At 33.0% G+C, this 22,208-nt stretch carries 19 protein-coding genes; all 19 read right to left on the bottom strand.

Translation table 11 applies throughout. From position 1 onward, the window contains the following. Positions 1 to 2: 2 nt before the first annotated feature. On the bottom strand, positions 3 to 2,861 hold the full coding sequence (locus tag ACK4M9_RS04655; RefSeq protein WP_409848433.1) for a hyaluronate lyase N-terminal domain-containing protein: 2,859 nt from the start codon (positions 2,859 to 2,861) through the stop codon (positions 3 to 5). Positions 2,862 to 3,553: 692 nt separating this feature from the next. Next, positions 3,554 to 3,862, bottom strand: coding sequence for a DUF5658 family protein (locus ACK4M9_RS04650; protein ID WP_409848432.1), 309 nt, complete (start codon positions 3,860 to 3,862; stop codon positions 3,554 to 3,556). A 42-nt stretch (positions 3,863 to 3,904) separates the two neighbouring features. Continuing rightward, a complete protein-coding gene (galE, locus tag ACK4M9_RS04645; RefSeq protein ID WP_409848431.1) occupies positions 3,905 to 4,936 on the bottom strand; it encodes a UDP-glucose 4-epimerase GalE in 1,032 nt (343 codons plus the stop codon). 62 nt (positions 4,937 to 4,998) lie between these two features. After that, positions 4,999 to 6,558, bottom strand: a complete 1,560-nt coding sequence (locus tag ACK4M9_RS04640) for a lipopolysaccharide biosynthesis protein (protein WP_409848430.1) — start codon at positions 6,556 to 6,558, stop codon at positions 4,999 to 5,001. A 7-nt stretch (positions 6,559 to 6,565) separates the two neighbouring features. Further along, complete coding sequence (locus ACK4M9_RS04635) at positions 6,566 to 7,744, bottom strand: glycoside hydrolase family 88 protein (RefSeq protein WP_409848429.1); 1,179 nt, start codon at positions 7,742 to 7,744, stop codon at positions 6,566 to 6,568. Positions 7,745 to 7,759: 15 nt separating this feature from the next. Further along, a complete protein-coding gene (locus ACK4M9_RS04630; RefSeq protein ID WP_409848427.1) occupies positions 7,760 to 8,947 on the bottom strand; it encodes a glycosyltransferase in 1,188 nt (395 codons plus the stop codon). Between the two features lie 7 nt (positions 8,948 to 8,954). Next, positions 8,955 to 10,151 carry a glycosyltransferase gene (locus ACK4M9_RS04625; protein WP_409848425.1) on the bottom strand — a complete coding sequence of 399 codons (1,197 nt, stop codon included), beginning with the start codon at positions 10,149 to 10,151 and terminating at the stop codon, positions 8,955 to 8,957. A gap of 8 nt (positions 10,152 to 10,159) precedes the next feature. Further along, on the bottom strand, positions 10,160 to 11,323 hold the full coding sequence (locus tag ACK4M9_RS04620) for a polysaccharide pyruvyl transferase family protein (RefSeq protein ID WP_409848423.1): 1,164 nt from the start codon (positions 11,321 to 11,323) through the stop codon (positions 10,160 to 10,162). Positions 11,324 to 11,341: 18 nt separating this feature from the next. Then, positions 11,342 to 12,373, bottom strand: a complete 1,032-nt coding sequence (locus ACK4M9_RS04615; protein ID WP_409848422.1) for a glycosyltransferase family 2 protein — start codon at positions 12,371 to 12,373, stop codon at positions 11,342 to 11,344. Further along, entirely contained in the window at positions 12,374 to 13,612 is a 1,239-nt protein-coding gene (locus ACK4M9_RS04610; RefSeq protein ID WP_409848420.1) for a glycosyltransferase, read from the bottom strand. Positions 13,613 to 13,621: 9 nt separating this feature from the next. Beyond that, on the bottom strand, positions 13,622 to 14,356 hold the full coding sequence (locus ACK4M9_RS04605) for a glycosyltransferase family 32 protein (protein WP_409848418.1): 735 nt from the start codon (positions 14,354 to 14,356) through the stop codon (positions 13,622 to 13,624). A 22-nt stretch (positions 14,357 to 14,378) separates the two neighbouring features. Next, positions 14,379 to 15,497 (bottom strand): DegT/DnrJ/EryC1/StrS family aminotransferase, encoded by a 1,119-nt coding sequence (locus ACK4M9_RS04600; protein ID WP_409848713.1) that lies wholly within the window; start codon positions 15,495 to 15,497, stop codon positions 14,379 to 14,381. Positions 15,498 to 15,531: 34 nt separating this feature from the next. Next, a complete protein-coding gene (locus ACK4M9_RS04595; RefSeq protein WP_409848417.1) occupies positions 15,532 to 16,176 on the bottom strand; it encodes an acetyltransferase in 645 nt (214 codons plus the stop codon). Then, entirely contained in the window at positions 16,173 to 16,787 is a 615-nt protein-coding gene (locus tag ACK4M9_RS04590; protein WP_409848415.1) for a sugar transferase, read from the bottom strand. Before ACK4M9_RS04590 ends, ACK4M9_RS04595 begins: the two co-directional genes overlap by 4 nt. Positions 16,788 to 16,868: 81 nt before the next feature. After that, complete coding sequence (locus tag ACK4M9_RS04585) at positions 16,869 to 17,936, bottom strand: EpsG family protein (protein ID WP_409848413.1); 1,068 nt, start codon at positions 17,934 to 17,936, stop codon at positions 16,869 to 16,871. Between the two features lie 31 nt (positions 17,937 to 17,967). Beyond that, positions 17,968 to 18,867 (bottom strand): glycosyltransferase family 2 protein, encoded by a 900-nt coding sequence (locus ACK4M9_RS04580; RefSeq protein WP_409848412.1) that lies wholly within the window; start codon positions 18,865 to 18,867, stop codon positions 17,968 to 17,970. A gap of 27 nt (positions 18,868 to 18,894) precedes the next feature. Continuing rightward, on the bottom strand, positions 18,895 to 19,962 hold the full coding sequence (locus ACK4M9_RS04575; RefSeq protein ID WP_409848411.1) for a glycosyltransferase family 1 protein: 1,068 nt from the start codon (positions 19,960 to 19,962) through the stop codon (positions 18,895 to 18,897). Positions 19,963 to 20,009: 47 nt separating this feature from the next. Continuing rightward, positions 20,010 to 21,074 (bottom strand): glycosyltransferase, encoded by a 1,065-nt coding sequence (locus tag ACK4M9_RS04570; protein WP_409848410.1) that lies wholly within the window; start codon positions 21,072 to 21,074, stop codon positions 20,010 to 20,012. Next, positions 21,037 to 22,203: a glycosyltransferase family 4 protein gene (locus ACK4M9_RS04565; protein ID WP_409848408.1), complete on the bottom strand. Its 1,167-nt coding sequence runs from the start codon at positions 22,201 to 22,203 to the stop codon at positions 21,037 to 21,039. The genes ACK4M9_RS04570 and ACK4M9_RS04565 overlap by 38 nt, the downstream gene beginning before the upstream one ends. Between the last annotated feature and the right edge of the window lie 5 nt (positions 22,204 to 22,208).

The raw sequence follows: 22,208 nt of genomic DNA, 5'->3' as shown, positions 1-22,208 counted from the left end.
ACTTAGTCAGCTTTTATTAAGCCAAAGGGAGCAAACCTGGCCCTTTTACCCCTAAATAACCAACTAACAGACCCATCATTGGCAGTGCCAGAGGAATGTGACGGTGGTGTAGTACCTGTTGTTCCAGCAGATGTACATTCATATACATTGTTATTGGCATTAATTAATTTTCCAACAGGATAACTAGTATTTCCCTCCCAGAAGTTTTGATTTGCAAAACCTTCTTGGATACAAACCCAACCTATATATCCGCCTTTAATTGGATTAGCATTATAGATAATCTTGGTTGAATGGTAGTAGCCTTTACTAGGTTCGTTAATGTTATGGGTTTCAGGGTCATATCCTACAAAAAAATCTGTGTCTTCAGCAGGTGCGTTAATATTCACAAACTGATTATTAGCAGAAATAAATTTCCTCATACTTGTTAATCTACTATAGTATGCTAGGTTTAACATATCACTACCAGAATACATTAACTTACAGTTTTTCATATAAAATTCAAATGTATTCCTTGTAAATGCATTTGTAATTAAAGGACCAAAATTTGCGTTCGCTATTTCAATGTCACAGTTTTTTAAGATAATAATTCCATAGCCATCTTCGTTATTAATGTCATTATTAATTAGAGTAGTAATTGAGTTTATGAAAAATTTACTATCTTCTACTGATAGTAAAGGATTTTCATTTGGTTTATTTATATTACCGACATATAGTCTTGAGTTTTGAAAAACACTTCCAGAAACATTAACTTCCCTTTCCTTTCTTCCAAAAATATGATTATCTAATCTACTATATGAAAAATAACAATCTTGAACTTTTACTTCTTCTCTCTGTTGGTTACTATTCCTTGTATCTAAATAAACATTAATGTTATGAAAAGTATTTCCATTCATTTCATTTGTGATAAAGTGAACTCTTAGAAGATTGGTTAGTTCTGATTCGTAAATACATTGTTGAATTTTATTAATTAACATGACAGATTCATTTCCTTGATATTGGCTAGTGAACTTTACAATATTTTCTTTAAACACATTCGTTGAAGAATTTGGCATATTAATTCTCTCAACGTTTATAAATGTATTTCCTCTAACAGCTAAAGTGTAGCCATTAGAACTGTTAAGATTTACGATACCATGATGGACGCTATTATCAGTAATGTGAACATGAGCTCCTGGTAAATTGGCTGTCATTAATCCAAATGCACTAGCGCCACATCGATATAGGTAATTTCCCTTTACTGTAGCAAAAGAAAGAGTATATAGATTAATTCCTATACCTGTAACATTATAAATATGGTTGTTTTCAATATGAATTGAGTAACATCCTGCAAGAATTCCATGATTTGTGTTGTAAATAAGATTGTGCCTGATAACGCAATTATCTCCGTAGGAGTCTTCTTGATTAATTCCATATCTAGTTGGATCATTGAATAATGGTTTATCATCTAATTGATGATATCCATTATCTCTAATTACATTATGCTGAATGACATTATAACTACCACCTAGAGTAATACCGCCTCTATGGTTGGCTAGAATTTCATTTTTTTCAATTATATTGTGATGAGGAGGGTTACCATACCGTAAAGTAATACTCATATTCTTTAGAGGATTTGTTTCTTGCCTGAACACAAATCTTACTTTCTTTGCTCCTATAGGTGCTGTAATTTGAGTATATATTTTTTGATTCATTTGACGTTTTGATAAATAACTATTGTCCTCTCGATAAAAAAATACATCAACTTCTTTTGTTAATATATTTGTTACTCTACTATATCCAAGTCCCGCAATTGAGAAAACTGAATAATCTCTTAGTGTAATAAAACCTGAGGTTAATGAATTATTAGAAGGGATTAATTGACCAGTGGAATCTATACTGTTTAATGTTAAATTCAAATTAAATTCAGCCAATTGTTCAGGAGATCTACTATCCATAGATATTCCATCCCCCATAAAATCTCTAACGACGCAGTTCTTGATTGAACTAAAACTTGTTCCTCGAGTCAGTAATATCCCATACGTGTGTTCTTGGCTACGCTCATTAGGATTTGCAAAACTACGATCCGCCCTACACCCTATTAGTGTACCACCTATTAAATGGGTATTAGATACATTACTAAACGTAATACTCGTCCCAATAAAGTTATAAAAATCACTCCCAGTCCGTGTATCAAAAGGTGATTTTTTATCAGAGTCATAAATAACCTTAAGAGTAGAACCATTTAAATGAAAGGTCATATGGCTTTCCATTTGAATAGTTCTTGGATAGCATAAGGCATAATCGCCCCGTGGTAACACTACATTAGTAAAGTCATTACTTTTAGCAAAAGATAGGGCATTATTTATTCCTTGGATATTTAAATCAGCCCGAATATAATCTGCATCAACATATGGTTTACTAGGAATTCCTTGCGTTATTCCCCAACGATCCAATTCAATCACATACATATTACCTCTAACCGATTCAGAATTTTTATTCTCTGAAGGTTTCCACGTTCCATTTTGATATACTAAAACGTCTCCATTTTTCGGTAAACTTGTTGAAGTATCAACATCTGTTATACTATTTAAAGTGTGGTCATGTGATATGTCCGCTTTAGTGACTAATTGTTCATTAACATAATCCATACTTGCTTTTTTATCGAATTTAGAGGCAACATCTTCGAATTGTATATCAACTTCTTCTTTGTTAGCCTTAAAATTGAGTAGTTCTTGAATTGAAAAGTGATCTGCCAACTTTTGATTTCCATCATTTGAGCCAACAAATATTTCTTTCGTATCTATACAATATCCTAATTCACCTTCGTCTAAATTCGGTAAATCTTCTTTTAAGCCACGTCTTAAAATAATTTTGTAAGACAAACTTAATCCCCCTTTCTAAATTTAAAGATACCCTCCGTCAATAAATACATCCCATAATTCGTTAAAAAAATCTCCACCGTCAATCGTAATAGTTTTAAATAACCCTCCATCAATTCTCAAGCCAATATTTTCTTGTTCCATTTGACTTTAGTCACCACCATTCTTTAAAGCTCTTAAAAAGAAAAGATAGTTAGCTACTTATATATACTTTTAATAACAGTGGGTTGATTGTACTTTACACTATAGAAGTGCGGATTTTATTAGTAAACAGTTATTCGTATAGGCTATCTATTTAAGAAAAATAATAATATTTGAGTTTTCCAATTGAGGTTAAAATTAGTGGCTGTGAAGCGGTGGTTTTTCGACTTTTACGGTAGACGTAGAAGATTGATTTACTAACGGAGCGAAGATTAAACTTAATTCATGGGGCAACTGTGTACTAGATTTTGAAAACTGAAATTTTTAACACCCTTGATTTACTAGTCTACAATAACCCCATGGAACATTTTTCATCCTAGGTTAAATTGTTATTTTGTAACATCCTTACACCATGTCTATATTATGAACTAGGATTTCTCCCCTGTTTATTTTGCTTGTTATGAGCAGAAAAAATGACTCTTATTATGTCCATCTTGAATATATTTTGGAAAACTGTAGTGCAAAGTTCCCCAAAAAGTTTGTACAAAAATAAGTTAAAAGGATAAAAATATTAGATTCCCAACCCAATAAAAATGAAGAAATAGTATAAAGCTATACAACACATTAACTAACAATAAGAAAATTTTCCATCTTCTTTGGTTAGAGAGATGCTTCGAATGGAAGGCGAGTATTATTATTGAAGAGCTTAGAAATACTTTAAATCCAATAAAAAGCCAGGGGCTCTTCATCCACAACCAATCCATCAACGGATTTGCTTCCGTTATAAAGTTGAATGACAAGCCCCAAAAAGTAAAAATCCCATCAAGTAAATTGAGAACAGAAAGTATTAGGAAATGCCACAAATTTATCTCTCCTTTAGTAAAAGATTAAATTCGTGACATAAGCTAAACATTTAATTCGTCTTTCCTTTCATAACCAGTAGGGTTTTCCACTTGCCATTGCCATGAATCCTCACACATCTGTACCAATCCTTTGGTTGAAGTCCAATCGAGTTCTACTTTTGCCTTATGTGGATTTGCATAGCTTATTGCAATGTCGCCTGGTCTTCGTTCTATTACACTATACGGAATTTTTTTTCCTATTACTCTTTCAAAGGTAGAAATCACTTCTAATACACTGTATCCAGTACCAGTGCCAAGATTATAAGCAGCTACTCCATTTACCATCATAATACGTTCAAGAGCCTTAATGTGACCAACTGCTAAATCAACAACATGAATATAATCTCTAACCCCTGTTCCATCAGGAGTAGGGTAATCTCCACCATAAACATTTAATTTTGGTAATTGGCCTACTGCAACCTGAGTGATATACGGAACAAGATTATTAGGGATACCACTTGGATCTTCACCAATTAAGCCACTATGATGGGCACCTACTGGATTAAAATAGCGTAATAATGCAATGCTCCAGTTTTTATTTGACAGATTAAGGTCTTCTAATATCTCTTCAATCATTAGTTTTGTCCTACCATATGGATTAATAGCCTGAAGTGGCATATCTTCTGTAAGTGGAACAGTTTCTTGTAAGCCATACACAGTTGCTGACGAGCTAAAGACCATCTTATATACACCATTATGTTCCATCACTTCGCATAAATTTAAAGTACCAGTAATATTATTTTGATAATATCTTAGCGGGAGTGTTACTGATTCCCCTACTGCTTTTAATCCAGCAAAATGGATAACAGCGTCAATCTCATTTTGAGCAAAAACTTTGTGTAGTGAAACTTTGTCTAATAAATCTATTTGATAGAATTTAATTTCTTTGCCCGTTATTTTCGTTACTCTATCTAAAGCTTCGATTTTACTATTTGATAAATTATCAACTACTATTACCTCATGGCCATTGTTTAATAATTCAACACACGTATGACTGCCGATATAACCGGCTCCACCTGTAACTAGGATATTCATTTAGGATCCTCCTTTAATAGATCTACATAAAAAAAAGAGAGACCTCTGGAGAGATCTCAATGTTATGATGCTGCATTTTTCCTTACACTTGTTTTCTTTCCTAATCTTTCAGTAAGTATTGAGACTAATGTTTTGACTACTTGTAATAAGTACTGAAATTCCTTTGTTTTATAGAAAATGCTAACATAAATCATATTAGGAATTAGTAGACAGATACATGCGCTAATTAAAAATGAAGGAATACTATTTATTGTGATAAAACTAGAAACAAAATTAGTAAACAGGTAAGTTGCTATACCAATTGCTATTAATGAGAAGTACTTAGTAAAGTAACTAACTAAGGAGAGACCAAATACTTTTTTATAAACGAAATAAGGTGTTACCCAAAATGGAACAATTAAGGCGCTAACTAACGTTCCAATAAACACACCTATTATTCCTATATGGTGAACTAAAACTATTGAAACGATAAGATTTACGGCTGCCTGGCATAACGGAGCAAAGCGATCCTCATGAAAAATCCCAGAAGTATTTTTCACTGTTGTGATAGCATTTCTCATTCCTCGTTCATAGAAAATAATCATAAGCACGAAGAGGATACCATGGCTCATTAAAAATTCTGTACCTATCCATATTGTTAGAAAAGGTTCAAGAAGAATTAATAAACAAATCGTAAATAATGAATATAGCCAGAAATTGAGTAACATTGTGACTTTATAAATACTATAAATCTTCTCTCTTGTTTCACTTGCAACAAGATTTCCGACACTATGGTATATGTTATTAAAAATTTGATTTACAAAGGTTCTACAAATTTCAATTAACATATGATAATTAGAATAAAGCCCTACTGCGGTAACACTTACAAAAGTTGATATAATAATATTATCAGTTCCAAAAACTAAATAAACACCTATATTTTGCAATACGATTGCTTTAATATTTTTAATGATATTTGCTTTGGTTTCAGGATCTAACTTTGCTTTAACCCTTTCTTTTAAGAACGGATACATTTTATTTACAATAACCGCTAATATAATACTCGTCGCCATCGTTATAAAACTTTCAACAGCTAGATATAATATAAAATTCTGCGTGTAATATAAAATGGCGATTTTTAGTATAACAGAAACAATTGATGAAACAGTAAAGATACCAGTAATGATATATGTTTTTTGACAGACATTCAAAAAAGAATGCTTGTGTAAATATAAATAAGGTAATACTGTGTTAATCAAGAATATTAGGTAAATGAGAATAATATTATCAACACTTGTATCATTTACAAAAACATGAAGAAACGGCATTATAGAGAGTCCTAATACTAGAACTACTCCTGCTATTACCATATAAGCATTTCTGTATAATTTCATTAATACATTAATTTTTTCATGATTATTATCAGCGACAGGTTTATATAAACTATAGATAATACTAGAACCAATACCAGCTTCAGCAAGAGCTAACATTGCTAAGATACTTGTAAATAACCCACTAATACCAAGGTATTCAATACCAAGGTACGTGATAAATACCGTTCTTGAAATAAAACTTAGAGCTGTTATGATTACTTGACTCCCTAACCCTGCTGCTATGTTAAAGATTGAATGTTTTATTCTCATTATTACACTACCTTATGTTTAGATGGTTTATAATACGAATACAAAACCCCTGTGTGAAGGGTAAAATACTAAATAACATTGAATAGACTCCAATATCTTTCGTATCTCCTTGTGAAAAGTCGACTGCACCATATCTTCTGGTTACACTCATTAAGTAATTAATTGCCTTCTCAGCACTTTCTATACTTAATGCCGATAGCCCCTCTGTTTTTGAAGCATTTATTAAGAACCATGCTAATGTGGCTGTCGTTGAAGAATCTGGTCGAGCTTCCGTTCTAGTTATAGTCCAGTTCCAAGAACCGTTTGGCTGTTGGAAGCCTATTATAGCCTTTGCAAAAACTCTTACACTATCTTCTAATAGGGGCTTATACTTATGTTTTTCTGGTAACTCATTCCATGCATCAATTAGACCAATTGCATACCAACCTAGTCCTCGTCCCCACCCATATAGCCCTAATGGAACCTTATTATCAACTTTGTATGCGTGACAAGGTATATGATGTTGACCTAGCATCCCATAAATCTCATACTCTTTTAATTGCTTAACTGCTAAATCAATACATTCTTCCTTGTTATATTTAACACCATAAGCAACTAAAAAAGGACATATAAAACCTATTGTATCTACATATCTGTAGTTCATCATAGATTTCCTATATCCTACGGTTCCGTCTTCACCGGTATGTTCTTTAATTAGTTCCCATACATAGTCTAATGCAGGTTTGTATTTATCCGTTTCAATAAAGTTCAATTTCATAATTGCATAAGCTAAGATAGCTCCATCAACATGAATTGGTTTTTCAGCCCATTGAAATTGCTTATCGAATTTATTATCAAGATACTTTATTATTTCTTGTTTACAGTTTTCATCGTTGCTATTTTTTACGTGTTCAGCTAAGCCTAACAATATTGCTGCTTCTTGCCAATGTTGGATTGTGCTTTTTGTATAATTCCCCTTTAACATATCAATAACTACTAATCTTGTATTATCCGTAACTTTAATCTTAGGTGTTTTATTCAACCAGTTTATTCCCACTTCTGTAATAGAACGCTTCCATTCAATTTTATTAATGTATCTTCCAATATGAATTCTATTTAACCAGTCTTTAAAGATTGGTACAACGTCAATTAGCATAATTACAGTTATTATGCCTAAAAATAAAATTAATATCTCTTGTAAAAACATATCTATAAACCCTCTCTAAACAGCATTGAAATAGTTGTACAGTTTATTGATTTCTTCTTCAGTTCCCAATTTCTCTTTAGATAAACTTAGTTTTATTCTATTTCTTAGTGCTTGATCTTCTATAACATTTTCAATACCTTCAGCTATTGACTTCCCATTCATTTCAACAATTAATCCATTTTCTCCATGTTTAATTTGATCCTTTGCTGTACTGAAATTAGTTACTATAATTGGTTTATTCAAAATCTTCGCTTCATCAATAGCTATCGACTTTCCTTCAAACCTAGAAGATTGAACATAAATATCCGCCTCTCGAATATACGGATATGGGTTTTCTTTTAATCCTAATAATATAAATCTCTCTTCAAGGTTGTTTATTTTTATTAGTTCTTCCAATTTAAGCCTTTCTTCTCCCTCTCCAATCACGTACCACTTAAAATCATATCCTTGTTGTGCTAATTGTTTACATGCATCTATTGCTAATTCATAACCTTTTTGATAGTTTAATCTACCAACAGAAATAATTTTAATTCCTTTATATGATAAGTCTATCTTTTCAGTAGCCATTTTATTTATGATATTTGGTGAAACGATATTATACATTACTGAAACTTTCTCTTTATACATCGGGAATTTTTTCTTTAATACATCCGCACATTCTTCAGACACTGTAATAATATTATTTAATTTATTGAAGTATTTATGGTCGAGATTCGGATCCATGTCTAATTTTATATAATCATTATGAATAAATCCTATTTTCTTTTTTGCTTGAACCTTCTCAATACAAAAATAAATTGGATTTTTTTCTAAGTATCCAATCGCAACATCATACTCTTTTTCTAGTGGTTTCATAGACCTGGATAAAAATTTCCATACCCTTTGTTCACATCGAGCTCTATTTTTCTCCTTGTTAAAAATAAATCCGGCACATATTCGAGAAAAGGCCGAAACTAAATCTCCTTCTTTTACCAACTCTTTTAATGCTGTCTTTATTGACATATCAAAATATTTAAATTTTAAAGGTTCTTCCAATAGATTTACCTGACTCGGAATTTTACTAAGGAAGATGCCATTATGTTTAAACAAGAATAAATCAACATTATAAACGGAATAATCGATAGTTTCTAATAGTGAAATTAGAGCTTTCTCTGCTCCCCCACATGTTAAATTATTCATTATAAAAAGTACATTCTTCTTCATTTATTATTCACACCCTAAAAAGGTTATATAATTTATTAATCTCTTCTTCTGTGCTTAAACATTCTTTTGAGAGATTTCCTTTTAATTTTTCTCTAAGCTTGTGATCTTTTATTAATCTTTCAATCCCATCAGCGATAGCTACATCTTCCATCTCTACAATAAGTCCATTATTTCCATTTAATATTTGATCTTTTGCTGTACTATAATTTGTAACTACAATAGGTTTTTGAAGAATTTTCGCTTCATCTATAGCTATTGATTTCCCTTCAAACTTAGATGTTTGAGCATAAATGTCAGCATGTTTGATATATGGATATGGGTTAGACTTTAGACCTAATAGAATAAGATTATTTTCCAAATTATTTTCTTTTATTAGTTTAGTTAGTTTTTCCCGTTCATCACCCTCACCAATGATATGCCATTTAAGGCTGTGTCCTCTATCGACTAAGATTTTGCAAGCTTTAACAGCTAAATCAAATCCCTTTTGATAGTGTAGTCTACCAATAGACAAGATTGTAACCTCATTCTCCTTTTTTGAATATGGAGTTTCATTTCCTTGATCCGCCATTTTATTAATCATATTTGGAGATACAATGTTATATATAACACGAATTTTCTCACTTTCACTTGGAAATCGTTCTTTAAGAATCTTTGAACATTCTTCCGACACGGTAATTATGTGATCCAATTTTCCAAAGTATTTGCCATCAAATTTGGGATCCATTCCTAACTTGTCATAATCAATATGGACCCACCCAACCTTTTTCGTAGCATTAACTTTCTCAGCACAAAAATAGGTAGAACTTTTCTCAAGAAATCCTATTGCTACATCATACTTTTTCTCCAAAGTTTCCAAAGAGCTTCGAATATTTCTCCAGCTATATTGCTCTTTTATAGAAGTATTACTATATAATTTGTTCTTCATAGTGAACATCAATCTGTTATAAACTAAACTTAGCTTGCCATTCTTCATAAAGCCACTAACAGATTTATGTAATGGTAAGATAAAGTTCATATAGTTTTGTGGTAAAGGAAGGACATTCACTTCTTTTGGTATATATTCCATAAAAATCCCTTCATGATTTAACAGAAATAGATCGACATTATATTGATTGTAGTCTATCTGAGATAATAAATTTACTAAACTTTTCTCTCCGCCCCCTGCAGATAAGCTAGGCATAACAAATAATATATTCCGCTTCATAACACACCTCAGTTTTTTGCTAACTCTTCTAAATATTCCACCGCTTTGTATGACATTTTCTTTATGTTTGGTACTGATTTTTTCAAGCTATCTAAAATTTCCTTTTCTTGTTTAACCATGTCGTCAAAACTAGAAATTAGTTTTGTAGGATCTGAAATTTCATCTATATTTAATACTAATTTTTCTTCACCAAACAAATCTTTGGCTATTCCTTTAGACTTTACACTATAACCTAATACCATAGTTGGCACGAATGTTGAATAAGCAGCAATTGTCGCATGGGTTCTTGCTCCAATAAAATACTTCATTCTTGAAATATAACCTTTGTATTGTGGTGCAGTTAAGTTATCTGGAAGGATAATCACTCTTCCTGTATTCGCATATTCCTCAAAAAATTTATTAAGTATTTCATAATCGTTATTACTCTCTTGAATTACATGTGGTGTTAGAGCTATTGTAAAGTTTGTTGTATTTAAGATGTGACTTATCAGTTCTTTTACTGCATATTCAGATTGATTGTTTTTATTTAAAACTAATGGACTATAATTCAAGCCAATTGTATTTCCAACTTGCCAACCTTCAGGTAATTCTAGTTCTTCCTTTTCCATTGTAAACGCTGAATCGGCACATAATTTGACATTTTTAAGCCCTTTGTTTTTTAACATATTGTAAGTAAGTGTTTCCCGAGCTAGAATTAGATCAAATAACTTGAGATCCTCTAACTTCCTCTCCGACATATCTTCTTCACCAATCGAACAGCCCCATAAAACTAACTTTTTCCCTTTTGCTTTTACTCTTCTGTTAATTTCATACCATCCTGGCTGTTCACCGTAACAATAGTTGTCACCACCAATTGAAAGATAAATATCCATCTTATCTATATGCTTGATAATATTTTGGTGAACTTTTCCTAAAGCATAAGATTCGTTATTCAATAATTTTACATTTATTGAAGATATCCACCAAGGATATGAGAACTTTTTAATGTTTTGGTTTGATCCGTCGTATATCCCGTCCAATTGGGTAATTACTTTATCGGTTTCTGGTTTCCCTGAAGCTAGAAAAACTTTAGCAGTATTAATTTTATTCTTTATTAAACTAGTAGAGGACCGAACGATAGCCTCACAACCTCTATTTAAACTACCATCATGAGCAAACATCATTATTTTCAATTTGAACACCCCATAACACTATTTATTTCTATATCTACTATATGAAGTAAGGAAATAAAGACCAATTGTTGATCTTTGTTCTATCATTTTTAGTAACATTCTTTCATATCTACCTAACTTTTCTTTATTAAATCTATAAAACTGTGGCAGTGCTTCTTGAATTACGGGATGGCTAATCATCTTTTTTATGTAACCATATCTAGTTTTAAATTTAACTTCATCTGAAGGTGAAAAATACACATGTATGTATGACATAATTTTTCTTATTAGCCTAATAGATTTTAGTTGTTTCACTCTTTTTTTATCAATATCGGATAATAATTTTATAGGTAATTCTAATTCATAATCTTCTAGTGCTCTTTTAAAGTAATCTTTTTGTAAGATATTCCTAGTTGCACTTCCTTTAACTTCTCTGTAGTGATACCCAGTATAATCTATATACTTAATAGAGGAAGCTTGGCTAAAAAAATACATATTGAACATCCCGTCTTCACCTAATGAAACACCTTCTGGAAATTTAAAATTATGTTCTTCTATCATTTTATTTTTATATAATTTGTTGCATGCTGTGTTTAAGTTATCAAACATGATAAAGTAAGGTAATATCTCTTTGTTTATATAATCTCTATTTAAAAATACATTCACTGGAAAAGGATATTTTGTAATAACCTTATGTCCCTCAATTTCACTTTCGAAATTGCTAATTATACAATCGCAATTACTTATTTCGGCTTCGGTATAGAGAACTTCATACATATCATTTTCAATATAATCATCCGCATCTACAAAACCTACGTACTCTCCAGAAGCTAAACTTAAACCCTTATTCCTAGCAATGCTTACTCCGTGATTTTCCTGATTAATTAAAACAATACGGTGATCTTTCTCTCTATAATTTTCGATAACTTTTTGACTTCCATCTTTTGAACCATCATTAATAAAAATAAATTCACAATCATATAAGGACTGATCAAGAAGTGATTCTATACAATCTGGAAGATACTCTTCAGCATTATAAACCGGAATTATTACACTTACTTTTGCACTCACTTAAATGACTCCTTTAGCTTGAAAATTCTCTAGCACCTGCCCGTGCTCGTGTAATTTCTTATAAAGTTTTTCTATCTCAAATTTATTGTTATGGTCTTTTCGAAGATTATTATTAATTATTTTTTCTCTTAATTGTTTATTGTGATAGAGCTTTTCTATACCATCAGAAATTCCGGTAATACTCAAATCACAAATAATTCCATTCATACCATTGTCAATCTGACTACTGGCTGTTGAATAATCTGTTATAAGAATAGGTTTTCCTAATACCATAGCTTCAGTCACTGTAACTGCCTTTCCTTCATACCTAGAAGGTTGAACATATAAATCAGCTTGTTTAATGAATGGGTAAGGATTTAATTTCTTTCCTAATAAAATAAAACTATCTTCCAATTCATTTTCAGCAATTAATTCCTTTATCATCTCTTCATCTCCACCATAACCAACTACGTACCAAGCAATATCTCTATAACCTTTTTCCTTCAAGAGTTTAAGAGCTCTTACTGCATTATCAATTCCCTTTGCATGGGATAGTCTAGCTACAGTCACAAGTTTAAATCTTTTATCTATAACCATTGGATTATTAATTTCTTCATCTGCCATTTTTCTAATGAATTCCGGAGAGGTTATATTTTCAATAACTAATACCTTATTAGCTAATGAAGGATATTTTTTTATAAATGATTGTTTACACGCCTCAGAAACTGCAACAATATAATTAAATTCATTCCATACTATGAGATCCATCTTTATATCCGTTTCAACAGTAGAGTAATCAGTATGGATCCAAGCTACTTTCTTCTTAGCTTTTACTTTCTTAGCAACAAAGTCATGTGGCCAAAGATAACTTATAGCAACATCGTATTGTTTCTCTAAAATGGGAAGAAACGGAATGGCGTACCTCCACATCAATTGCATTTGATAATAACCTGGTTCTGTCATATTCTTTAATTTTCCTAGCATATCAGCATTACCTTTTGCCAGAAGTCTTGCTGCACCAATAGCAAAGCTTTTTTCTTTAATTAATTCACTTATTGATTTTCTGAATGTAGTATATTTAGGGACTTCGGGTAATAAATTGACTTGATTAGGTATAAGGTTCATAAAATCACCCTGATGACGATACAACATTAAGTCCACTTCATAGTTACTATAATCAAAGTTCTCTAGCATACTGATTAAACTTCTCTCAACACCGCCTACTTCCATGTCGAAGGAAGCTATTAATATTTTTTTCATGGGCTCCTCCTACGTTTTAGAGACTAGCTTTCTAATTCTTGCTATGTTATTACCACCTATAATCTTTGAAGCAATCAATTTTAGATTTCCTTTTATTCTTGCTTTGGGAGGTAGCCAACTTTTGTAAAAATGATGCATTGCATATGTGTCATTTGTTATAAACTTCCTGCAATTAATATAATCATAAGGTGAAAAAAAAGTTTGCGGATAAAAGGTTCCTAATCCCTCTATCTCCTGCCGTTGCCCACTTAGAGTTAAGCCTTGGTCTGTTAATATCTTTGAAATGACAGCCACATTCGTTAACTCGTCTAAACTTCCATCATCCTTCAAGAACTTTCTATCTTGATATGAGTCTAAGAAAATCTTTATTAACTGATTTCCCTTTTGTGAGCCGATAGTACTTGTTGCAATATAATTTCCCTGCTCAAATCCCCAAAAGGAATTATGGTGCAAGAGATCATCAAAGGATTTAAATACTTCTACATCCGTGTCTAAGTAAATTCCTCCGTAATGATATAATGCACAGACCCTAACGTAATCACTGACAAAGGCAAATTTCTTATTTTCATAGGCTTCTTTTACATAGGCATTACTATTTAAATCGAAGGAACTTTCATTCCATTCTTTCAATTCATAATCTGGTAAATGTTCTTTCCAAGATTGTATACATTTTTTCACAATTTCAGGTTTTTCTTTTCCACCAAACCAGCAATAGTGAATAACTTTTGGTATAGCACTACTCATAGTTCACCTCTCGAGTACAAGATTACGTTACCTTTAACTCAACCATCTTCCTAATAGAATTAATAACTCTTAGTTGTTCTTCTTCTGATAAGTTACTTCCAGAAGGTAAACAAATCCCCGTCTGAAATAATCGCTCCGAAACACTTTCATGTGAGTTATTAGGATAATATAAGCAGCCATCAAATAAGGGCTGCTTATGAAGCGGCTTCCAAACTGGACGAGCTTCGATATTTTCTTCAGCTAATGCTTCTATAAGTGACATCACGGAGAAGCCTGTTACTGATTTATCGATTGTTAACGCAGTTAGCCACCGATTGGAGCGAGTACCTTCTAACTCTGGCATAAAGGTGATACCAGGTAGATCTAATAACTGTTCTACGTATCGTTCAAACACTAGCCTTCTCGCAATGACTCTTTCTTCTAATACTGTTAACTGACCTCTACCTACTCCTGCTAAAATATTACTAAGCCGGTAATTGAAGCCAAGTTTACTGTGCTGATAGTGTAGTGCTTGATCTCTTGCTTGTGTTGCTAAAAAACGCGCTTTTTGGATCGCTTCAATATCATTAGAAACTAGCATTCCACCGCCTGAAGTCGTAATTATTTTGTTACCATTAAAAGAATAGACTCCGAATGTCCCAAATGACCCACTAGACTTTCCTGCGTAAGTTGAACCAAGTGATTCTGCAGCATCCTCAATGATGGGGACACCATATTCATTACAGATCGAACCGATTTCGGCCATTTTTGCACTTTGACCATAGAGGTTGACAACGATGACAGCCTTAGGTAGCTTTCCATCTAGCATTGCATCTTGCATTGCCTTAGATAACGCTTCTGGCGACATATTCCAAGTCTCAGGCTCCGAGTCAATAAATACTGGTTCTGCTCCCTGATAAAGAATGGGATTTGCACTTGCGACGAAGGTAAGACTCGAGCAGAAGACTTTATCTCCTTTTTCTACTCCTAATAAAATAAGAGCCAAATGAATGGCTGCAGTACCTGAACTTAAGGCTACAGCTTCATTGACTCCTACGTAATTTGCTAATTCTTGCTCAAATGCGTCTACATTAGGTCCGAGCGGGGCGATCCAATTTGTCTCAAATGCTTCTTTTACAAACTTTTCTTCGATCCCACTCATGTGCGGGGGTGATAAGAATATTCTCTTGTTATATTTAGACAAATTCAGCCCTCTCTTTCGCAATGATTTTAGCTGGTACTCCTACAGCCGTACAATTGGGAGGAATATGTTTAATGACTGTAGCACCACCACCAATAACCGCCCATTCACCAATTGTTATGTTAGGTAGTACCGTTGCACCTGCACCTACATGAACTCCTTCTTCAACATAATCAGTACCCGTTAACGTTGCATTAGGAGAAATATGAACAAAATCTCCAATCCAGTTATCATGTTCGACTACAGAACTAGTATTAATGATCGTATGATGACCAATTCTAGCATCAGTGTTAATAATGGCACCAGCCATAATAACTGTTCCATAACCAATTCGTGCTCTAGGACTAATCACAGCTGATGGGTGGACAAGGGTTGCATAGAATTGTTCTGGGAAATTTAACTGCTTAACGATTTTTTTTCGTATCTGATTATTACCAATTCCTATTACAAACTTGATCTCATTAAAAGAATTAATCATTTCATGTGCGAATGAAATAGGTCCATAATACGCCTGATTAATGCTGGTTACGTCTTCATATTTATCATCTAAGTAACCAACAATGTGATCATCACTATTTGCGAATATAACATCCTCAATAACTTTACTATGGCCACCTTGACCTATTATAACAATATTCATTCGTAACCCTCTCTTATTAGAAAGTTGGAACCTTTAAAACGTTCCACCGTGGCATTTCCTTGCTGATTGATCCCCTCAGATTTTATTACTTTGAACACCGTCAACATTAATATCTTCATATCAAGAAAGAACGTTTGATTATGAACGTACCAGACATCCAACTCGAATTTTTCTTCCCAAGTAATTGCATTTCGCCCATTCACCTGAGCCCAACCGGTGATCCCGGGTTTCACATTCTGACGGACCAATTGTTGATCAGAATATAATGGTACATACTCCATTAATAACGGTCTAGGACCGATTAAACTAACCTCACCTTTTAGAACGTTAATTAGTTGCGGTAATTCATCTAGACTATATTTTCTAAGAAACTTTCCAAAATCCGTTAAGCGAATATAATCTGGCAATAGCTGACCATCACTGTCTTTGTCATCTGTCATTGTTCTGAACTTATAAAGGTAAAAAGGCTTACTATATAGTCCTGGGCGTTGTTGTTTAAATAGGATCGGTGACCCTATTTTAACTTTAACTAATAATGCAACAACGATTAATATTGGAAGCAATATTACTAACAATGTTGCTGCAACTAATAAATCAATAAATCGTTTCATCCTTAGCACCGCCCTAACTACTATTTAGTGTTATCAGACAATTATTTAATTGAATTCTTTAAGATATTTATAGTCCCTATATCAAAAATTGATATAATCACTTCTGTAATACATGTTTAACGCAATAACATGTTCATAATAAAAGTAGATAAAATAACAGATTAAAACACCATAATAGATTAGTTTTTGATCTTTTTCTCTAAAAACCTTGACAATCCAAGAGATTAAAATCAACTGATACAGTCCAAAGTAAATAGCAAATCTAGCAAATATCCAATTTTGTGTCGATATTATAAGAAAAACTAAGCCTAGTATGGACATATTAACTATAACATCACTTTTAGGGAATATATTCTTGAGCTTTTCCCTTCCAAAGTAAGCAATCACAACCGGAACAGCACCTACGACAACTCTAAGAATATTAGCCCCGCCTTCTTGAAAATCTTTGTATCCACCATATTGTGTTTCTTCAATTGCTTTAAACAATAGATCCATAAATGTATTAAAGCTTAAAACGATAAAAATACTTCCTCCTAATAATAAATAAGTTGACTTTGACCAGGCCGGCCATCTCACAATAAAGTAAATTGGGATCAGCAATAGTGCTGTTTGATGTATTGTTGATGCAAAAAGAACAAGAAGCATATATTTTTTCCAATCCCCAGCAATCAAAAATTTAGTTCCAGCAAATATGATGGCTGCTGCTAAGTATTGTCTAATACCATTCATTGAAACTAAAAAATATCCAATTGTAATATATACATACAAACTTAAATCAAATAATCTTGAGTAATGGTACAGCGTTATTACAATCAGTGTATTGGTTAATAAGGCAGTTGTAAAAATTAATATTTGAGGATCGCTTGAAATCTGCTGTAGTATCATCTGCAGTAGATTAAACCCAAAATCTCCTTTAAAATCAATATTTTCTAAACTGAAAATAGTAATTCTATAGGAATGCATATAGTAATATGTGTCTCCTACATTATTTTGAAGACCGGCTACTAAAACCAAGCTAGCTAAAGCAAAAAATGCCGCGATTTTGTTTGGCTTTATGTAGGTAGGATCTATCCCAGTACTTTTGGCAGCAAATCGTGACAATAATGCAAATACATAAACGATTGATAAATTAAGATAAAATACAGTCATTGATTAAATCCTTTCGATAAAGGAATTAAAACTAATTACTTTTTACTGTTGCCCTATTAGTATTGAGTATATAGAAGTACAACAGCATTCCAACCGGAGTTGCCAAAAGAGTAGTTAACTTACATGGTGACTCTATTAAAAATTTGTAGTTTTTTATCATTAAACTACTAGATACGTAATGAATAGCTTCTCTTAATCTTTCTTTATAAGTTGGAGCATATTTCATCGCTACTTTACGAAAAAAAGAAAAGCCCCGAGGGTTTTTCTTATACTGATTAATCATATTGAGACTCGAACCGTCTGCTAAATATTCCACATGACAAAGAACCTCATTCATAATTAATAGAGGGTATTGTTGATCAATCAAGATGTACTTATAACTTAACGGACAATACTTCTCACCTGGAAACAGGGGATAAGGAGGCGTTGTGCGTGTTAGCTCTGTACGATACACCAACTTTTTGTCCCCTTTTATTTTATGTTTTCCATATAAATCAGATAGAGTCGCTTTCGTAAGATTTTCTGGCATCTTTGTTCCAATTATCATACCTTCATAATTTGCATCTAAACCTACGATTCCCGCAACTTTGTTACTCCCACATTTGGCCCAAAACGATAGTATTTTAGCGACTGCATCATCTGCGATATAGTCATCAGAGTCTATACAAACATTCAGTTCCGTATCAATTAACTGATATGCTTTATTATGAGCTCCGTGCATACCTTGATTTTCTTGATAATGGTAATTTATCTCGATCTCATTTTCCTCAATCCATTTCTTGACAAGTTCCCTAGTGTTGTCTGTGGAACCATCATCAACAATTAACCATACAAAATCCTGGTTATGTTGTCCTTTTAAACTTTCGTAGCACAAATGTAGACAATATGCCCTATTAAATGTTGGGGTAAAAACTGTTAAGGTCTTCTTCATTAAGGTACCTCCAATCATTCATTCACCTTACGCAGTTGTATTCTCAATGTAAAAATTAGTTAACCAATTGGCCATTGTTGCAGTGTCGTAGCCCTTCTCTTGTAACAATTGAGAGGTATCTACATGGTCTACACTAGATGAGAGGATTTTCTCTGCCCATAATGTCGGTGAATCTTTTAAACTTAGAAATTGAAGTTTGCCTGTAATATCAGTCTCTTTGGTAATAGAATTAGAGACTATACAGTTAAGCCCTGCTGCCTGAGCTTCTACCAAAACTACAGGCAACCCCTCAAAAAGTGAAGGGAATAAGAATAAATCAAAGCCTTGCATCAGTTTTGAAATGTCTTTCCTAACCCCTAGAAAACGTACATGATTTGTTAATCCTAACTTTTTTACTTTCTCCTCGATCCTATCTCTTAAATGTCCCTCACCTACTAGAACTAGAAGTGCAGTTGGATCTATTTTATGTACCTCACTAAAAATATCAATAATGAAATCATGATTTTTTTGTTTGTTAAATCTACCTATATGACCTATAACTAAACGATCTTTTGCGTTAAGCTCACTTCGGATTTCCACTCGTTCATTTTGGTTAAACCTAAATTCCTCTACATTTACAGCATTATTTAGAATAATGACCTTTTCTTGAGATTTCTTCCCAAATAACCACTGACCAGCTTGATTTGAACAAGCAAAATAACGATTTGGTTGCTCTTTCATAGCCAGTCTTGCGTAAATTCTAAATGGAAATTTAATATCCAATCCTAAATCGCTTATATGACTATGGGCAATTCTACATGGCACTCCTGCTCTTTTAGCAGCTCTTAATACAAAACTACTATTCTCATTAATATGGGAATGAACAACTTTGTACTCAGGATTTTTTTGAAAAAATTCATCTAGCATACGAAAGTACTTACGATAATTACCAGGTCTAATAGCAGGCATTCGATATATTTTTCCACCAAGTGTTTCAATTTCATCATCGTAATGACCGCGTTCCGTTCGGTTAACCATAAAATCAAATTGTATTTTTGAACGATCGACTTTTCTGTAATAATTCATTAGCATCGTTTCAAGTCCACCACGATTCATTATTGAGGCAACTTGAAGTATACGAATTGGTTCCAGCTGAAACACTCCTATCTAATTAACTTTCTTAACAGTTCAATGCTTAGCAATAAGCCATAAAAACCTACCGAAAAACGATACTTTCCAAAATTATAAAAAACCCTCCATATAAATGGGAAATGCTCCGTTTCTAGTTGACTAAAAGATTTCTTTATTCGTGTATCGTTTAAAATTCTATTTATTTTATTTATTTTTTTTACTACCGATGCCTTGTTAGCTTTACTAAGCTCATTTAAACCTAGACCTAACGTATTCATACTGATTCGATTATTTAAAGCCAATTGAAAATCATTATTTAAATTTTTTTCTCTGATAAAATTTTCGATAATTCGGTACAAACTTGCCCACTTTTCCATTAGCTCAGGTTTGTAGCCTGTTGTAACCGATGTACTGTTTGCTCGCCAATAATGATAGAATGGCTGATTAATAAAAGTAAAACCTTCCGCATTGTAGAATGACTGTATATTGAATAATGTGTCTTCATTTGTTCCAATGACATTTAGATCAGTAAATTTAATGTAATTATCAATAATGATTTCCCTACGATATAGTTTCGACCAAACGGTTCCCCACGCGTCTAAAAATTCCGGTTGAGCTACTTCTTCTTTAAGGGGGCCTACTAATCTTCTCAAAATTTCTTGAACTTCTTGATCTCTGTAGGTAATTTGATCTGCTAAATTAAATCGTTTTTCTTTTGCATGACTACCAAATTCTCGCATGTAAGAGCACATAACGATATCAGAACCTTGATTTATGGCTGTGTTATACATAACCTCATACATTTTTTCATCAACCCAATCATCAGGGTCGACAAAACCTATATAAGTTCCAGTTGCCAAAGAAAGTCCAGTGTTTCGAGCTGATGATACTCCACCATTTTCCTTATTTATCACCTTTATTCTGGCATCTTTGTCTGCATATTTCTCTAAAATTTCTAAACTATTATCAGTAGACCCGTCGTTAACAGCGATGATTTCTACTTCTGTTAGTGTTTGTGCAAGCAAACTCTCAAAGCACCTATCTAAATAGGCATCTACATTATAAATAGGCACGATGATACTTACTTTTGGTTTCATCTTGTTCCTCCAACATATAACGTGTATAGATTGCATCTAATTCAGTCGTGATTTCTGTTAGTGAGAATGGTTTAACGAGATTTCGACTCGCTACGCCCATATGCTCACGGAGATCTTTCGATTGGTAAAGTTTCAGCAAACTTCTTGCGAATTGACCGTAATCATTCGGTGATACAAGATATCCGTTGATCTGGTCTTGAACCAATTCGACGTGTCCACGATTGATGCTTGCAACTATCGGTAACCCACAAGCCATTGCTTCCAACATGTTTACCGGAAGTCCTTCGCGATAGCTTGAACCTACTGCAACATCGCACATTGGTACGAGTTTTGCAATATCCTTACGAAAACCTAGAAAGTCGATCATATGTTCAATCCCAAGCATCTTAGCCAAGTTTCGGCATTGATCCTGCAAGGCGCCCTCCCCTGCTAAAAGCAGCTTAGCGTTTGGCATATAGGTTTGGATTAAGGCAAGTGAATTTATCAGTAGTTGCTGATTTTTATTTTCATTGAATTCTGCCGCATAAAATAATAAAAAATCATCTGGTTCATAGCCAAATGATTTTTTGAGTGTTCTCTTTTCATCTTCACCGACTGGCATAAAACGTTTCGTATCGACTCCTACGCCATGAACATGTTCGATTATTCCAGCTTTGAATTTTCTGTTTGTAGCTAGCTGATAATCCTCTTCGTTTATCGTAATTAAGCTGTCTGTGTACTTAGACAGTTGCTTTTCAATTGGATAGTAAATTAACCAGTTTAGAGGTGATGCTCCCTTACAAAAATGAAAACCATGGGCTGTATAGATGACTTTCGTTCCTTGTTTTCTTGCTTTACGAGCTGCTAGTCTTGCTAGTACCCCACCTAACGGGGTATGGCAATGAATAATTTTAAAGTCGTTTTCGTTCATGATAGTTTTTAATTCAAAGTAAGCTTTAATGTTACTGAACTTGAATGGGGATCTTTCAATCGCAATATTATACTTAACATCAGTATAAGGTAATTGAATGTCACCCTTAGCTGCGACATGAACCTCCCAGCCTTGTTCCTTGAACCATTTCATGTAAGGTAAGTGAAAGGCTTGAAAATGGTAATCGACAGTTGCGCAAAACAAGATTTTTTTAGGCATGTTTG

This window comes from Anaerobacillus sp. (genome assembly GCF_046314235.1).
In the GTDB taxonomy this organism is placed as follows: Bacteria; Bacillota; Bacilli; order Bacillales; family Anaerobacillaceae; genus Anaerobacillus.
This window is presented reverse-complemented; position numbering and strand designations above follow the sequence as displayed.